13 protein-coding genes are annotated in these 16,766 nt (G+C 71.9%); 3 read left to right on the top strand and 10 right to left on the bottom strand.

Going from position 1 to position 16,766, the window contains the following annotated elements:
- Positions 1–6: 6 nt before the first annotated feature.
- From PVK37_RS13125 to PVK37_RS13105, 5 genes are all read right to left on the bottom strand, one after another.
- Positions 7–936, bottom strand: coding sequence for a toll/interleukin-1 receptor domain-containing protein (locus PVK37_RS13125; protein ID WP_275034197.1), 930 nt, complete (start codon positions 934–936; stop codon positions 7–9).
- 28 nt (positions 937–964) lie between these two features.
- On the bottom strand, positions 965–2,479 hold the full coding sequence (locus PVK37_RS13120; protein ID WP_275034196.1) for a vWA domain-containing protein: 1,515 nt from the start codon (positions 2,477–2,479) through the stop codon (positions 965–967).
- 696 nt (positions 2,480–3,175) lie between these two features.
- Positions 3,176–3,838 carry a TcmI family type II polyketide cyclase gene (locus PVK37_RS13115; protein WP_275034195.1) on the bottom strand — a complete coding sequence of 221 codons (663 nt, stop codon included), beginning with the start codon at positions 3,836–3,838 and terminating at the stop codon, positions 3,176–3,178.
- On the bottom strand, positions 3,820–4,176 hold the full coding sequence (locus PVK37_RS13110; protein WP_275034194.1) for a putative quinol monooxygenase: 357 nt from the start codon (positions 4,174–4,176) through the stop codon (positions 3,820–3,822). Before PVK37_RS13110 ends, PVK37_RS13115 begins: the two co-directional genes overlap by 19 nt.
- Positions 4,177–4,443: 267 nt before the next feature.
- Complete coding sequence (locus PVK37_RS13105; RefSeq protein ID WP_275034193.1) at positions 4,444–5,760, bottom strand: helix-turn-helix domain-containing protein; 1,317 nt, start codon at positions 5,758–5,760, stop codon at positions 4,444–4,446.
- Positions 5,761–5,938: 178 nt separating this feature from the next.
- On the opposite strand from PVK37_RS13105, the gene PVK37_RS13100 reads away from it, so the two are divergent.
- The gene (locus tag PVK37_RS13100; RefSeq protein WP_423791032.1) at positions 5,939–7,321 is read left to right on the top strand and encodes a YncE family protein; all 1,383 of its coding nucleotides are present in this window, start codon (positions 5,939–5,941) and stop codon (positions 7,319–7,321) included.
- A 172-nt stretch (positions 7,322–7,493) separates the two neighbouring features.
- Positions 7,494–8,117 carry a YdeI/OmpD-associated family protein gene (locus PVK37_RS13095; RefSeq protein WP_275034192.1) on the top strand — a complete coding sequence of 208 codons (624 nt, stop codon included), beginning with the start codon at positions 7,494–7,496 and terminating at the stop codon, positions 8,115–8,117.
- A 154-nt stretch (positions 8,118–8,271) separates the two neighbouring features.
- Here PVK37_RS13095 and PVK37_RS13090 read toward each other — a convergent pair whose 3' ends face one another.
- From PVK37_RS13090 to PVK37_RS13070, 5 genes are read right to left on the bottom strand one after another with little or no spacing between them, the layout of a single operon-like run.
- Positions 8,272–9,168, bottom strand: a complete 897-nt coding sequence (locus tag PVK37_RS13090; RefSeq protein ID WP_275034191.1) for a hypothetical protein — start codon at positions 9,166–9,168, stop codon at positions 8,272–8,274.
- Positions 9,165–10,067 carry an S-4TM family putative pore-forming effector gene (locus PVK37_RS13085; protein WP_275034189.1) on the bottom strand — a complete coding sequence of 301 codons (903 nt, stop codon included), beginning with the start codon at positions 10,065–10,067 and terminating at the stop codon, positions 9,165–9,167. Before PVK37_RS13085 ends, PVK37_RS13090 begins: the two co-directional genes overlap by 4 nt.
- The gene (locus PVK37_RS13080) at positions 10,064–13,570 is read right to left on the bottom strand and encodes a WD40 repeat domain-containing protein (RefSeq protein WP_275034187.1); all 3,507 of its coding nucleotides are present in this window, start codon (positions 13,568–13,570) and stop codon (positions 10,064–10,066) included. Before PVK37_RS13080 ends, PVK37_RS13085 begins: the two co-directional genes overlap by 4 nt.
- A complete protein-coding gene (locus PVK37_RS13075) occupies positions 13,567–14,835 on the bottom strand; it encodes a hypothetical protein (protein WP_275034186.1) in 1,269 nt (422 codons plus the stop codon). The genes PVK37_RS13080 and PVK37_RS13075 overlap by 4 nt, the downstream gene beginning before the upstream one ends.
- Positions 14,832–15,905, bottom strand: a complete 1,074-nt coding sequence (locus PVK37_RS13070) for a nucleotidyltransferase family protein (protein ID WP_275034185.1) — start codon at positions 15,903–15,905, stop codon at positions 14,832–14,834. The genes PVK37_RS13075 and PVK37_RS13070 overlap by 4 nt, the downstream gene beginning before the upstream one ends.
- A gap of 454 nt (positions 15,906–16,359) precedes the next feature.
- On the opposite strand from PVK37_RS13070, the gene PVK37_RS13065 reads away from it, so the two are divergent.
- Positions 16,360–16,554 (top strand): helix-turn-helix domain-containing protein, encoded by a 195-nt coding sequence (locus PVK37_RS13065; RefSeq protein ID WP_275034184.1) that lies wholly within the window; start codon positions 16,360–16,362, stop codon positions 16,552–16,554.
- Positions 16,555–16,766 lie beyond the last annotated feature (212 nt).

Below are 16,766 nucleotides of genomic sequence, written 5' to 3'. Positions count from 1 at the left end.
ACTCACTCAGGACTCGTTCTTCAGGAACTTCAGGAACGCACCGAAGCTGTCCGGATCCGTGAAGTCCACGCGCAGCTTGTCGGACAGCAGCAACGGTACGGCGGTGGACGGCACGGAACCGTCGAGGGTCAGCGGGATGACCCGACGGGACGTGTCACCGCTGAACTCCCGGTAGAGGATCGAGCCGTACTCGGCCCGGCACCACCCGGACCTGGTGAAGCCGTCACCCAGGCACGCCACGACGTACCGGCTGTCCCGCAGCCCGTCCTCGATCTTCGAGATGATCTGGTCGCCGAACTGGATCTGCTCCTCGTCGACCCAGTAGGTGACACCGTTCATGCGAAGCTGTTCGGTCAGCTTACGGACCAGGGGCCGGTCATCCTGCGAGTGCGACAGGAAGACCTTGAATGGATAGCTCCGCGCTGGTGGCACCTCTGCCTCCTCGGGAAGCACCGGTGTCATCCGGAGTTCCTCCAGTTGAATGTCCTTCACGAAAACCCGGGAGTCGTAGAACCGCACCAGGCCGGCGTGTCCGCCGAACGGGACCTCGGCCACGAGATGCGCGAGTGACGTCGTCTCACCGTCGCAGCGGACCTCGCCGACCAGGTCACCGGAGAAGAAGCGCAGCGACAGGTGGAACTCGCCGGAACTCACCGGGATCGGTGTACGTCGGGTGGCGCTCGCCACGATCCGGCCGTACTTGAAGGCCGCCAGCCTGGCGTGGGAGGAGTCAGGCGTGTCCGGATCGGCGGTGAGGTAGAACGCGACGAAGGTCCGGTCCGAGTCGGCGCGACAGACCACCCCGGCGCCCCAGGCCCGCTCCCGGTCGGCGACCCGGAAGCGTGCCGAGACGCGACCGTTGAGAAAGGGACCGACCGTGGTGTCCACGGTGTACGCCAGGCCGTACCGGCCCTCACCGGCCCGGTAGCCACTCATCGACGTACCGACACGCGACCAGCTCCGCTCAGGAAAGGCGCACCAGTTGCTCACCGATCCTCCTGACGATGGCGGAGATCTCCTCCCGGGCGTACGGGTGGTCCGCGGCGACGCGTTGACCGACGCGGATCGCGGCCTGGAGCAGACCGGTCACTTCGGAACGGTCCCGGGACACGTCGACGGGGCTGTGCCCGTGGTAGTCGAGATCCCGGTACGACCGGTGCCGGTAGTGCTTGCGGATCCGGCCTTCCAGGTCACGCACGAGGTCGTCCGCGCCGAGCCCCTGGACGAGGTCGATCAGTTCGCCCACCACCCGGAGGGACTCGTTCTCCTCGAGTTCCCGCAGGAGCTGCTCCCGCTCGATGCGCTGTTCCGCCAGGAGCCGCTCGTTCTTCAGCCGCTCCGCTTCGGTCATCGCCTCCCAGGACAGCGGCATGACGCCGCCGAGCTTGCCTTCGATCTCCATCATCAGGCTCGACTGCTTGTCCAGCATCGTGATCATGGTGCTGACATCGCCCGCATCGACCTGTTCCACCATCTCCTCGTCGGTCTTCGCCGTCAGGTAGCGCGAGATGACCATGGCGACGGTCGGGTCCTCGACGCTGCTGGCGTACTCCGCCAGGCCACCCAGCCGGAGGACGGTCGTGGTCGACGCGACCGTCCCTGTGCCGTCGAGCAGCGTCGCGGTGACGGGCAGCTCGACGCCGTCGACCTGCGCGGGATCGACCAGCAGCCGCACACCGAACGCGAACCGGTCGTTCCCCTTGATCGGACGCAGGCGGTAGCGACCGGCCACCCTGGCGAGGTCGTGGTACTCGGCGACCACGGATGCCGGAGCCGGCAGGTCGAGCCGGACGCTCGGGCGTTCGAGGTAGACCGACAGCGCGCCGCTGAACTCCTCGCGGATGATGTCCTGGATGCTGGAGTCGCCGATGTACCAGAACCTCCCACCGGAGGCGCGGGCTATCGCGGCGAGGATGTCCTCCTGGAAGTCGGTGCCGATCCCGACGGTCGAGGTGGTGATCCCCAGCTCGTCGCGCGCCCGGCCGGACTCCGCGCCGAGCAGCGACGGCTTGGTCTCGCCCTGGTTCGCCTGACCGTCGGAGAGCAGAATCATGCGGTTGAGGTGTCGGTCGGTGCTGTAGCTCTGGAGTTCGAGCAGGCCCAGGTACCAGCCCTTCGCGAGGTTGGTGGAGCCGCCGGCGCCCAGCGCCATGATCCGGTCTTTGACCTGGTCGGGCGGCGTCTGCGGGTTGCTCACCCGGAAGACGTCGTGGTCGAACGCCAGAACCGTGAAGTGGTCGCCCGGGTTCAGGTTCTCCCAGATCTCGACACAACTCTGTTTGGCGGCTTCCAGCTTGTGACCGGACATGCTTATGCTCCGGTCGATGACCACGCAGAGGTTGAGGGCGTGGCTCGCCGGCTGGTCACCGATGCTCCGGCTGGTGGCCACGTGCACCACCAGGTCGACCTCGCTCGGAGAATCGTCGCGCACCACCGGCCGCTCGGCCAGTACGCGAAGATCGATGTTGTCGGGCGACATGTCCACCTCCGGGGTCGGCGCAAGTCCTCGCGGTGATCCGTCGGACGCGGCGACCAGAGGCCGGATCGCCGATGGGATCGGTGTGCTGGGCGGTTCCTCTGCCGACCAGCAGGTCCGGCCGGGTGGCGGACCACCCGGCGCGACAGCGGCCGGCACCACCGCCTACTGCTGTGATCGGCCGGACGACGCCGTCGGCCTCGACGTCGGTCGTGGATATCCGGATCGTACGCCCGTCCGATGTGGAGAGTCGACCCGTTCGTCACCCCGTGGCCTGCACAGACCTCACCTCTGTCCCATCGGACGACGGCGTCCGTCTACTCGGGACGGTCGGCTGGTCCGCCGGAAGGCGCGGCGGCACCGTTCAGGCAGGATCAGCCGACTGCGGCGAGCTGTGGCGAGTCGGCATCACGACATCATCGGGTGGGCCGGGGCGGTCGGCGGCCTAGCATCGCGCCCCCGAGCGGACCACCGGGTTGGAGGAGCCGTGGGATTCCCGCAGGAGTACGGGAGGAAGAGATACCAGGACCGCGATCCCCGCAGCGGTCCTCCGTCCACCGCGCAGATGCCCGATAGCATCGCGCACCTGCTCACCGCAATCCTGGTAGTGGCCCGGCGGCGGCGGGTGAGCGGGCCGGGCCCCAACGGCACGGTGCCGCACAGGGGCGATCCCCCGGCGGCACCGTACGGTCACGTTGGTCAGTCCCGCGCCTGCCAGTGGTAGAAGACGGTGGCCAGCGAGTCCCGGTGGTTCTGCCACTTCTCCGGCGCGAACGGGCTGATGTACTGGGCCAGGTCCTGCATCACCTTCGCGAAGGCCGGCTTGCGGTGGTCGGGACGCAGCGCCTCGGCGACCGAGGTGTCCTGCTCCAGCAGGTGCACGTACACGTCCTCGATCGAGTACAACCAGCGGCCGGCGACCCCCATCTCGGCCGGCAGCGACCCGGCGTCCGACTCGGCGAAGACCCGCGCCACGTCGGGTTCGGCACCGGGCTTGATCCGGCCCACGATCACCTGCAACCTGGTCTCCGAGGGCCGCTCCCCGTCCGGTGCCCAGTGGTAGAACTCCTTCGCCACCGAGTCCGACGCCTTCTGCCAGTAGCTCGGGTACGGCGTCACGTACGGCCCGATCTCCTCGGCGATCTTCTGGAACGCGGGCAGGCCACGGTTCTGGCCGGACACCTTCGGGTCCTGCTTCCGCTCGATGATGTGGATGTAGAGGCCGTTGTGCGACAGCAGGTACCGCCCGATGACGCCCAGGTCCTGCGGCCGGGTGGTGCGGTCGTAGTGCCCGAACACGTTACCGACCGTCTCTTCGCTGCCGGGGACCATGCGGCAGACGATCACGTTGCGGAAGACCATGGTTGCTCCTTGGGTGAGATCGGACGGACGAGCTCCTCCGGCTCGCCGCGGACGGTGCGCAGAACCTGGTACGTGTTGCGCTGCGCGGACTCCCGTAGCTCCTGGATCACGCGCATCAGGTGGTCGCGGTACTCGCTACGACCGAAGGCGTCGAGCCGTTCCCGATCGGTCCAGTCGCTGACGATCAGGTAGCTGCGCGGGTCGTCGGCGTCCCGGATCAGCTCCTGGCAGAGGCAGCCGTCGAGGGTACGGATCTTTTCCGCCGCCGCCAGCCACTCGGCCTCGAAGAGCTGCTCACAACCCTCCCGGGTACGCATCCAGACCATCGTCCTGATCATGGGATCCCCTCCGACGGCCGCTGCGGGACTGGGTGTGGCCGGTTTGACCCGCTCACCCACCAGCGAGTTTGCTGCGCCCGCGTCACCACGGCGTCACCGCGCCGTCAATGCCCGCCCGGCGTCCGACCACCGCGGCCCGCCGCCGCCTGACTGCGGCCCGCCCGTCACCCGGGGCCCGCCCGTCACCCGACGACCCGCCCGTGCCCTGACCGCGGGCCCGCCCGTGCCCTGACCGCGGCCCGCCCTCGCCCGACCGCGGCCCGTCGGTCAGCGCCGGAGGCGGGACGCGGGAGTTCCGTCGCCCTCCGCGCCGGCCAGCCAGGTACGCAGCGCCCACCACCAGCGCACCGTGACCAGCACCGACCACCGGCCGCCGCCCGGCTCGGCGAGCGGCGGCGGGACCGCCACCAGCTCCTGGAACCGCCGCAACCGGTACCGGACCGTGTTCGGGTGCAGGTGCAGGGCCGCCGCCGTGTGGTCCAGCCGCTGCCCGTGGTCCAGGTAGACCAGCGCGGTCGAGGCCAGCTGCCGGTGGAACCCGTCCGCCGGGTCGAGAGCCGCCAGCATCGTCGTACTGAGCAGGTCGGCCAGGGCCGGCTGCGCGGCCAGCGCGGTCTCGCCGGCCAGGTCGACCAGCCCGTGCCGGCCGCGCAGCCCGGCCTCGGTCGCGGCCCGCAGCGCGGCGGCGCAGAGCCCGTGCACCGCCGCCAGGTCGGCCAGCGGTCGGGCCGGGGCCACCACCACGAGCGTCGTACCGTCGAACGCGTCGGCCGCCGGCCGGTGCGGCGACAGCCCGGTCAGCCGGTCGTCGACCGTGCCGAACACGGCGCCACAGCGGGACAGCCGCCGCTCGGCGGTACGGATCCGGGCCGGGTCGGTCACGTCGGTGACCACGCAGTGGTAGCTCCCGTCCGGACGCAGGCCGATCCGGACCAGGTCCGCCCGGTACCCGTCCACCGAGCCGCCGGCCGTCCCCCCGACCGCACCGCCGGCCGTGCCGCCGGCCGGACCGACCGCACCGCCTGCCGGACCGCCGACCGCGTTGCCGGCCGTGCCGTCGGCGGCCCGGTCGCCCGGACCGGCGGCCAGCAGGGTACGCAGCACCCGGTTGCGGGCGTCCTGCTCGGTGTGGGCCAGCTCCCGTTCGGCGGCGTGGTAACCGTCCACCAGGGCCCGTTCCAGCGCGCCCGCGTACCGGTCCAGGTCGAGCAGCCCTTCCAGCAGCGCGGTGTCCGGGATGCCGGCCGCCCGCCCCCGGCCGAGGGCGGTCTCCACCACCACCCGCCGGGCGGCCTGGACGCCCCGGAGCAGGCCGGTCACCGAAACGCCCTGGGCGGCCCGGGCGGCACCCAGCCGGCGCGCCTCGGCGAAGTCGCGTTCGGTCGGGTCGGTCAGCCGCTCGAACGAGGAGAGCCCGGCCGCGAGCAGGGCGGCCACGTGCCGGCGGTTCTCCGCCCACGGCAGCCGGGCGATCTCCGGTGAGCCGGTCCGGGCCGCCTCGACCATCTCGTCCACGATCCGCTGGTCGGCGGCGATGTCGCGCAGCAGCGCGCCCAGCGGCACGAGCCGGTCCGGCAGCGCCATCAGCCCCGCTCCCCTCGACGGCCGCTGTGGTCGGGGCACAACGGTCCGCCCGGGTCTTGGCTCCCGGCACCTACCGGGAGTCCAGGTTCGACTGATTTCCTTCTGTTACCGCAAAGTAACACCGCGCCGCGCCGAGCGGAACGCCGGCACGGCTACCCCCTCGGTCAGGAGCGGTCCCATGACAGCAGCAGCACCCCTGCCCCCGCGCGCCCGTGGTCGCCGTCCCCGCTGGCACGGGGCCACCGCCACCACGCTCGCCCTCCTCGTCGTCGCCGGCGGCGGCCCGGTTCCGGCCGGCGCCGCCGGTCCCGCCGAACCGGCCGGCGTCGCCGGTACCGGTGTCACTGGTCCCGGCGTCACCCGTCCCGGTGGCCAGGTTCACCGACCCGCCGACGGTCCGGTCGACGGTACCGCCCTTCAGGAGGTGATGTTCGTCGGCAACAACTGGGAGGGCACGGTCGACGTCATCCGGTCCCGGGGCGACTACGCCCGGCTCGGCCGGATCAACGTGATCCCCGACAAGACCGAACGGCTCCGCGAGATCTACCTGAACCCGATCAGACTGGCCTTCTACCTGGGCGTCCGGGAAGGGCCGGGCGAGGGCCACGACCAGCTCGTCGACGACATGTACACCACGCCGGACGGTACCGCCGTGGTCGCGTCCCGGCCCAGCTTCGCCGACGTGGTGTCGATCGACGTGGCCACCGGCGCGGTCCGCTGGCGGTTCCCGGTCTCCGGGTACCGCTCGGACCACATGGCGGTCTCCCCGGACGGGACCAGGGTCGCGGTGTCCGCCTCGCTGGGCAACCGGGTGCACGTGCTCGACATCGCCACCGGGCGGGAGGTCGGGTCGTTCAGGACCGGGGACAAGCCGCACGAGAACATCTACACCGACGGTGGCCGGCGCATCTGGAACCTGTCCATCGGGGACGTCACCACCTCGCTCGACGACCCCAGCCAGGACTGGACCAAGGGCGACCGGAAGATCACCATCGCGGACGCGACCAGCTTCGCCACCGTACGGACCATCGACATGCGGCCCCGGCTCGACGCCGCCGGCCGCCGCGACCTGTCCGACGCGGTCCGCCCGGCGGTCTTCACCCCCGACGAGTCGAAGCTGTACTTCCAGGTCTCCTTCTTCAACGGGGTCGTCGAGTACGACGTGGCCGGCGACGCCATCACCCGGATCGCCACCCTGCCGAAGAACCCGAACACGAGCGAGGACCGGACCACCTGGGTCAACGACTCCCGGCACCACGGGCTGTCGATGAGCCCGGACGGGACGAAGCTCTGCGTGGCCGGCACCATGGACAACTACGCCACCGTCGTCGACCGCGCCACGTTGCAGCCGGGCCCGCTGGTGACGGCGGGCAAGCCGTACTGGGCCACGGTCAGCGGGGACGGCCGGGACTGCGTGATCTCCGAGTCGGACACCGACCGGGTCACCGCGATCAGCTTCGCCACCGGGCAGAAGGTCGCCAGCGTGGCGGTGGGTGACCACCCGCAGCGGGTCCGGATCGGGCAGCTGCCCACCGGCTGGACCCCGCCCCCGGCCCGCTGACCCGGTACGACCGCTCCCCCCGGAGAAGGTCGCTGGCCCGGTGTCCCGACCGGGCCGGCGACCGCCCGGCGGGATGCCGGTGTTCGCGCCACCACGCGACCGGGCCGACCGTCGACGACGTCCCCGGGCGGCCAGCGGGCCACGGCCACGGCGCAGCGGCTAGTCTGCCGTCATGGCGGGCGCCGAGCTGGAAGAGTTGATCGTCGCGGACGCCGAGGCGCTGCGCGCCTGGTTGTCGGCCCACCACGCCACCTCGCCCGGCGTCTGGCTCGCCCTGACCAGGAAAGGCGGCACCGTCACCACACTGACCTGGCAGCAGGCGGTCGACGAGGCGTTGTGCTTCGGCTGGATCGACGGACAGGCCCGCAAACGGGACCAGGAGACCTCCTGGATCAGGTTCACCCCACGCCGCCCCCGCAGCTCCTGGTCACAACGCAACGTCGAGCACGTGGCCCGACTTGAGGCCCAGGGACGCATGCAGCCCACCGGCCGCGCCGCCGTGGAAGCCGCCAAGGCGGACGGCCGGTGGGCCGCCGCCTACGCCCCACCATCGGAAGCCGAGGTACCGGACGACCTCCTCGCCGCCATCGCCACCGACCCCGCCGCCCAGGCCATGTTCGACGTACTCACCAAAACCAACCGGTTCGCCCTCATCCACCGCCTCAACGCCGTCAAACGGGCCCAGACCCGCGAACGGAAGATCAGCGAGTTCGTCGCCATGCTCGCCCGACACGAGACGATCTACCCGCAGAAGGCCAGGCCCACGGACCCGCCGCCATCGGCACCTTCTTCCTGAGCACCCGGCACCTGCCGACCGTGGTCCGCGCGACGGGCTGACGTTTCCCGTCGGGCGGCCGGCCACCCACCGACAGCCGGCCACCCACCGACGGCCGGCCACCCACCGACAGCCGGGCACCCACCGACCCGTGCCCCTGAGGCCCGCTCCGGGCTCAACGGCGACGTCGGCGTAGGACCACGATCGTCACGAGCACGACGACGAGGGCCGAGCCGGCGGTCAGCGGCCAGGCCCACCGGCCCGGGTTCGACGACGCGGGTCCGGCGGCTGCGGCCGGCTCCGCGGGCGACGAGGACCCGGCGACCGGGGAGGGCCCCGCGGAGGCCCCGTCGCGTTGGACGAACGGCGTCACCAGCTCCCGTCCCTCGAACGTGAGGGTGAGCACGTGTACGCCGGGTCGCGGCGGCTCCTTCGGCCGGACCGCCGCGGCACCGTTCTCGTCGGCGGGCTCGATCGTGGCGACAATGCCGTCGATCTCGGCGGTGAACACGGCCGGGTCCACCAACTGCTCCTGGTAGACCCCCGTCACGTCGTACACCGCGACGGGTGCGCCCTGTTCGACCTCGGCGTCGGGCATGAGCAACGGAAGGCTCTCGAAGCCGGGATGTTCCCAGGTGTGCTTCACGATCGTGGTCCACGAGCCGTCGGAGGCCCGGCAGGAGATGTCGAGGGCGACCCGGCCCGGTTCCGTCCCCGCCACCGGTGCGAGGGCGAGGAACTCGGCGGGCCCGCCCCGCAGGACGACGCCCGCGCTGCCGTACTCGCTCTCCTCCTGGTCGTCGAGGCCGACGCCGAACACGACCCGGGCGTCGGCGCGGAGCGTGAAGTCGGCGGCCAGCCGGTCGAGGTCAGCGCTGCCGCCGCCGGACGTCTCGCAGGCGACGGCGTCGCGGATCCAGACCGCCAGTGCCGGAGCGCCGGGGTCGCCGGATCCGGCCGAGGCGGTGAAGGTCTGGTACACGGTGAACTCGGCGTCGTCGCCGGCGACCGGGGAGGGCGCGGCGAGGGCGACGGAGGCCATCAGGCCGGCGAGCGCGGTCAGACGGATCATGGAAGCTCCTTCCCGGAGCGGGAGCGGGCGGAGAGGTGGTCGACCTGGGCCTGGACGGCGTCGGCCAGGGGACGGTGCCGCCAGCGGTACAGGCGGTCCGGTACGAGGGGACCGGCCGCGCGCAGCTGGAAGAGTCGGTCCTGCACCTGCCGGCAGTCGGACGTGGTCACCGTCGTGGCCCCGTCCCGGGCCGACCGCCACAGGGCAAGGATCTCGGCGTGCAGCCGCGCGCTCTGCCGGGCGTGCACGACGTTGTCGCGCAGGGCCTCGGCCAGACCCTGCACCGGGGCCAGCAGCGGCGCGATCACCGCTACGGCCAGGTCGGTGCCGCTCAACGGTCCGGTGACTCCGAGCACCGTCACGGCGAGGACGAGGGCGGCGAGCACGACCCCGAGGAACGTCGCCCAGGACCGGTGCAGGGGCGTGCTCCACGAGACGTTCACCCGCTGGCACATGAGCATGTCGGCGACGTGGTTGCCGCCGGCCGGCGGCGGATACCAGTCGGTGAGATCCCGGTCGGGGACGCGTCGGCGACGGCGGTTGGCGTACCGGACGACCAGGTCCGTCGGCGGAGGGTCGGCGAGCAGGGCGTTCCAGGGCAGCCCGAAGACGTACGTGTCGAACTCCTCCTGGATCGTCGCCGCGATCTGCCGGTGCCGGCGTTCCCGGCCGGCGGCGACGAGTCCGAACAGCAGCAGGCCGGTGCCGGAGAGCAGACCGACCGGGACGCGGGCCGGTTCGATCGCGGACGCGAGGGCGATGCTCCCGGCCGCCGCCCCGGCCGTGAGCCCGGTGCGCAGCCGCCGCAGCCGCTTGACCTCGCTGTAGAGGACGCGCTGCGCGGCGAGCAGGTCCAGGGCGTACCGGTCGTTCTGGCGCGTGGCGATCGACGAGCTCATCGGCACACCTCTCGCCAGGGCTGCCCGGGTGCCACGCTGTCCCACTCGGCCTGGTCGGGGCCCCGGCCGACCACCTGGCAGGCGTAGGCGAGTGGGTCCGCGCTCATCCCGACGGCCTCCGCGACCGGCCAGCTGTAGATCTGTTCACCGCCGAAGTAGACGGTGGTGCCGGTGCCGGCGAACGCCGCCGACAGGTGTGGCGGGTGTCCCTGCATTCCCGCGCTGGTGGTGAGGAGCGGGACCGGGTGGGCCGGATCGTTGACGTCCCAGAGCCGCAGTTGGGAGTCCCCGTCGGCGGTGGCGAGCAGTCGTCCCCGCGGGGCGAACGTCGCGACGTTGACCGTCGACGCGTATCCGGTCAGGGTGCCCGCGGCGACCGGGGCGTCCGGGTCGGTCACGTCCCACAGCCGCAGGCCGGTCCCGGCGCCGCGGTGGGCGGCGAGCACGGTGCCGTCGGCGGAGAGCGCGACCACCAGCGGTTTCTCCCAGTCCGGGGGCGGTTCCGGCAACCTGATCGTCGCGGCGGGCTCGGGACGGCGGGGGTCGTCCGTCCGCCACAGGGCGACGGTGCCGTAGTCGCTCGAGGCGGTGGCCATCAGCGGGGCGGACACGCTGACCGCCACCGCGCCCCACTTCCGCCGCGCGCCGTGGTCGTCGGTGGGCGCGCCGGGGACCGTGGACAGTTTCCGACGGATGCTGGTGGGTGGGGGCCAGACCGGGGCGGCCAGGTCCCACACGCTGGCCTCGCCATCGGTGTCGACGCCCACGAGCACCGACGAGTCGCGGGTGAAGACCAGGTCGACCAGGGCGGCATCGGTGTCGAGTCCTCCGGCCGGCCGGGGATCCGCAGGATCAGTGATCTTCCACATCCCGATACCGCCGGGGGTGACGGCGGCCAACGTGCCGCGGTCGGGAGCGAGGGCCACGACCCGGGAGGACCCTCCCGGGTCGCCGTAGGCGGTCGTGATCCTGCTCAGCGGCTGCGGTTTCCCGTCGGGCCGCACCCGGAAGAGGGCGACGATCCCGTCGTCCATGTCGTAGGACGGTGCGGCCAGCAGGTCACCGGCCGCCGAGTAGCGGTGACTGAAGTACGCGCCGTCATGGGCACCGGCGATGCCGGTGAGGTCCGCGACGTCCCAGAACTCGACCGCCGGTCCGCCGGTCCCGGACGAGAGGAGCCGCGCGCCGTCATGATCGAACGAGATGCCGCCCGCACCCGCCAGGACGGTGACCGGGCCGAAGACGGGCCGCTCCGCGAACGCGCCGGGTAACGCCGCCACCGCCGTCCCGTGCCCGCCCGTCGCGGCGACGAACCTGCCGTCCGGGCTGACGGCCACGTCGTCGATCGCGCCCTTCGTACCGGGCAGGACAGCTTCCGAGCGGGGCCGGTCGGGGGAGCTGACGTCCCAGGCCGCGACCGTACCGTCGACGTCGCCGACGCCGATCTGACCGCTCGTGCCCGTCACCAGCCTGCCGGCGGCCGTGCAGGCCAGGGACGTGACGGGCTCGGCGTAGTCGCCGGGCAGCCGCCCGACCCGACGGGTGCCGCCGTCGTCGGCCAACCGGTAGAGGATGACCTCGCCAGCACCGGCGACCGCCACCGAGGCGTCGTCTCCGCACACCGCGATCCTGGTGCCCCCGCTCACCTCACCGCCGGATGCTCCGGCCCGTTTCGGATGTGCGGGGTCGGCGACGTTCCAGGCGAGTGGCGGAACCGTCGCGGTCAGCAGCAGCCGTCCGTCCCGACTGAAGGCCACCGGACCGGCCGCGTCGGTGGGTATCCGGGCGATCCGACGGGGGCGGTCGGGATCGGACACGTTGAACAGGAGCAGCGCGTCCTCGTCGGCGGTTGCCACCAACCGGCCGTTGGGACTGAGGCTCGGCAGGTCCCAGGTCGCGAGCTTCAACCGGCCCCGCTCGGTCCACCGCTGGGCGCCGTCCCCGGTCCAGAGCACCGCCTCGCGCTGCCCCGTCGTCGTGAGCATGACCCGGCCGTCGGAACTGAGCTGCACGTCCGTTGTCGGTCCCTGCGGTTCCCCCGGCGGGAGCCCTCCCCGGTAGCGGGTGGACGCGAGCAGGCCGACCAGGTTGCCGCGGGTGGCCGACTGCGGGGCGAGCGACACGCCGGCCGCCGCCAGGCGTAGGGCGAGAGCGGGATCGCCCGCGGCGACGGCGGCGGCGCGGTCCTGGAGCGCCTTGGCGGCGTTGCTCAGCCGGGCGTCCTCGAGGTTGGCGGCGGTTGCCCGCTGCACCAGCCACTGCCGAAGGCCGACCCCACCGGCGACGATGGCGAGGACCCCGACGAGCAGCAGCGCCACCAGTTGCACCTTCCGTCGCTGGGGTCGGCGGCTGAGCCGGGCCGCCTCGGCGAGGGTGGCCGCTCCGAGGATGGTCGGATGCGCGCCCGAGATGCGGTCGAGTTCGACGACCTCCTCGTAGTCGCTCTCCGGCACGATCAGCCGGTCCCGCTGTCGCATCGCCTTCAGCTTGGACGGGTAGCCGCCCACCGAGCACAGCAGGTCAGGCTTGTGGTGGTCGACGGCTCCCACGATGACGGTGTCCGGGCGTCGTTCGCTGAAGCCCAGGCGGGACAGCACCGGCCGGTGATGGGTCAGGTCGTGGTGCAGCACACTGAAGGCACCCCCGATCGACGGCCCGGTGATGCCGGTGAGCTGCCGGCCGTCCTTGGCCACCGACCACAGCACGGCGCCGGGCAGCTTCCCGGACATCCGCCGCACGCTGACGAGCATCTGCTGGAAGGCGTCGTCCACGGCGCAGAGCGTCATCGTGGCGGGATCCGGTGCCAGCACCGGCGGCAGACCCGGCACGACGCTCAGCGTCAGGGTCGCCCGCCCGCCGCGCTCGCCCTGGTCGAAGACCACACCGCAGGACGGCCCCTTCGTGCGGCCGGGCAGCCGTCCGGACAGGTCCAGCAGCCAGATCCAGGCGGTGGAACGTACCGGATCCCGCAGCGTGCCACCGTCCGTGAGCATGCCGATCCGGCTGTCCGCCGGGACACCGAGGGCCCGCAGCAGCGCGGACACCTCGTCCGGGTCGGCCTCCCCCTCGGACCCCTCGGACGGCAGACAGAGACGGGACGCCGCCAGCCACTGCTCGGTCATCGCCAGGTAGGCCCGGGGCGTCGGATCGTGATCCTGCTCGACGGTCAACGCCAACCCGAGGGCTGCCAGTGCCCGCAGAGCGTGTGCGACGGTCGACTGGGACACGGGTCGGTACGGCGGACCCAGGACGTCCGGCCGCACGCGGTTCTCGGAGAGCGCCGGCAGTGCCCTGTGCCGCCTGGTCTGCCCCGTGCACGCCTGCTCCAGTGCCCCGACCGCACCGTTCTCGACGGCCTGCCGGACGGCCCGGACGAGATGCTGCGACTTCCCGATCAGCAGGTACCGTTCCGCCTCGTCGAGGTTCATCTCGAGCAGTTGCGCCAGATCAGCGGCGGCGACCGCCTCCTCGGTGCCGGCGATCGTCTCCTCGGTGGTGGTCACCGCTGCTCCCCGAAGCGGATCGCGGCCGTCCGGACGGCGTGCCCGTCGGGCAGGTCCTCCGCGGCCTCCAACCACGCGTTTGCCGTGTCGAAGTCGCTGGACCGGATGGAGCTCAGCAGGACCGCCGGGTCGACGAACCGCAGCGCCGCCGCGCCGACCGGCAGGTCCGCTGCGCTGACCACGAACGTGGACCGGGGCAACGGCAGGTTCAAGCTGCCGGTCAGCCGGTCGTCCTCGTGGCTCAGCGCCACCCAGTACGACCGGTCCTCGGCCGGTGCTTCCGGAAGTCGTACCTCGACGGAGAGGAAGAGGGGCAGGGCCGACGGGTCGCCGGCCGTGACGGATACGGAGATCATGAGCTCTCCCTCGGCGGTGCGCGTCACCGACAGCGTGAACCCGGGGTCGCCGATGACGTCGGTCTGCTGCTCGCGCCCCCCAGGGGATGCATCGGGCACCAGCTCCGGTGACAGGGCGATGCGGAGGAGTTCGTCGCCGTCCGGCAGGCCGGTCAACGCGCGGCCGCGGGCGCGCGCGGCGAGCGCGTACATCGGCTGGGTGTCCGCGATCGCGGCGAGCAGATCGGCCAACGCGAAGCGGGTGGGCTCCGGGATCCGGAGGACGTCGGCCGTTTCCAACGCGGCGAGCAGACCCTGGGTGCCCTGATGCCGGGCGTCGGGTCGACCTGCGCGGTGCCCGGCGTCGAGCTGCTCCAGCCCGGCGGTCAGGCCCCGTACCGCCGGCGAGAACCAGTGTCGTAGTGCGATCCGGGGTCCGCCGGTGGATCGCCCCGCCGTCGTGCCGGTGAGCTGTACGGCCAGGTCCGCCACGAGATGCCAGTCGAGGATGTGGAACAGCCCGGCGGGCGGTGGGGTGGCCGACTCCGTGACCAGGCGTCTGAGCAGCAGGTGCCGCAGTTGGAGCGGTTCGGTGGCGAGGGCGGCCCAGCCCGCGTCGCCGTCGACGGAGGGCCATCGCCGTTCCACGTCGGCGACGACCGCCAGGCCCGCCTCACTCACCGGTAGGGGGCGGCCGTAGTTGTCGAGTTCGGCGACGGCCGCGCCGGTACCGTCCTCGACGAGCGCGAGCGACATCTGCGCGGCCCGGCCGGCCCGTGCGGCGGGCAGCCGGGCCCGCGTCCAGTCGCTCTCGAACCAGGAGAACGTACGGGCGTCCGCGCGCTCCCGTCCGTCGTTGACCGGCCCGAGCAGCCCCGACGGGGACACCCGGGCCACCCAGGTGCTCAGCGGCCGGTGCCTGCTGGTCATGACCGCACCTCCAAGAGATCGCCGATCAACCGGGCGGGTGCCGGGCCGATGAGCCGGGCGACCTGGAGCTGCCGGTCGGTTGGGGTATGTTTGAGGTATTCCCGGTGGTCGTCCCGGATTCCCCTCCACACGAAGGGATCCAGCCCCGACCAGTGGCCGGAGGGCAGCCGGTCGGCCCACTCCCGCAACTCACCGAGTTCGACCGTGACGCCCTCCCCCTCCCACCGCAGCGCGAACTTGATCGCTCGGAGCACGACGGCGGCCGTCTCGCGGGGTTCGAGCGATGCCCGGCAGCAGAAGATCCGACGTACCGGGCCGATCAGGTCACCGATGCCCCGCCCGGTCGGGTCGATCACGATCGCCCGCCGCAGGTCGTAGTGCAGGCTGTTGACGGTCAGGTCGCGATGGCGGGCATCGTCGCCGAAGTCGCTGCTGGTCCCGGGGAACGGGAAGCCGGACAGGGCGAGGCTGCGGTACTCGACGAGCGCCGTCTCCGCGAGCTGGGGCTTCTCGGGCTCGGTCCAGCAGACCAGACTGTCGGGGGAGAGCCGCATGTCGCTCTCGGTGCCGCCGAGGAGCGCCAGGACGTCGTACGCGATCTCGTGGAATCTGCCGGGCGGCACCGTACCGGACAGGTCGAGGTCCCGTACCGCCGCCGGACCGGCCCCGAGCACGAGGTCGCGGACCGCCCCGCCGGCGAGCCACACGTCGTGCCCCGTCTCGTACAACGCCTCGATCAGCGGCCGGGCGATCGCGCGCCAGGGCGCGTCCGAACGGCCCAGCATCGCCTCCACCCGGTTGGTCAGTCCGGGAGAGACGTCATCGGCCGGTAGCCGCGACTGCTGGGGTAGCCGGTCGAGGGGAGCAACCCCGCGCAGCTCGGCTTCCCGGGCGTCGGTCGGGACGATGGTCTCGGGAACGTCGGTCGTCCCCTGGTCCCCGTCGAACAACAACCGGTCGTTGTCCCGGGTGGGCGGCACCGGATCCTCCGCGTACGCGAATCCGGCCACCTCCCGCCCGCCGACCAGGTCACCGGTCACGATCGGGGCGGCCGGGCTACGACCGCGCATGGCAACAAGGTGAGACACGCGGCTCCCCCTTGAAGGTCGATCAGGATCGACGCCGCAGGCCGAGGCGGGGAGGACACGAGACGGGTCAGCTCGGCGCAAGCGTGCATCGGGACCTGAGCACAGTGGTCGCTCCGGGTCAGATCCGGGCGATCTCGCGGCCTGCGGCGAGTCCCCAATCGTAACAAGATCATTCATGTTGCCGTAGCCCCGGAGAGGGTCACGATGGCGATCCAGCGCCTTCGACGTCGACTAGGGACGGCGTGGTCTTATCCGAAAAAGTGCCACCCTCCCGGCACATGCGATCCAGCCGAGGAGGGCGCATCCCGCCTCGAGGCGTCACCACCGTTCCGGTTGCCCCGAGCGTCGCTACAAGCTTGGTGACATGGTCATCGGTCCGAGCTCCACAGACACAGGGAAGCCGGAACCGCACCCTTTCGGATCTGTCTTCAGCAGGATGATGGACTTGCGCGGCATCTCCGTAACGGAGATGGCCAAGGGGAGCGGCCTGTCGATGGCCACGATCATGGGGCTCCGCAGCGGCTACATGAATCCACATCGGAGCGTGCTCTCCCACATCCCTGAGGTCCTTAGGATCCCCGCGGAAGACCTGGTCGCGATCGCCGGGCTCGACCCGGAAGACGGGCGGTGAGGACGAGCCACGCAACTGGCTCGGCAACTCAGGTGCCGCCGGTCGTCACCAGCGGCGCGGAAACGAGAAGGCTCCGACCCGGGGAGTAGATGGAGTGTCCAAGGCGCGTCACTCACTGATACAGCTCAGGCTGAGGATCCCCGTGCCCAGACCCGGAGCCCGTTGCTCCACCCACCGCCGGCGTCGTCGATGCGAGCGCGGACGAAATCCGC

It is taken from the genome of Micromonospora cathayae (assembly GCF_028993575.1).
Taxonomy (GTDB): Bacteria; Actinomycetota; Actinomycetes; order Mycobacteriales; family Micromonosporaceae; genus Micromonospora; species Micromonospora cathayae.
The sequence above is the reverse complement of the archived record's forward strand: the minus strand, read 5'-3'. Positions and strand labels throughout refer to the sequence as shown.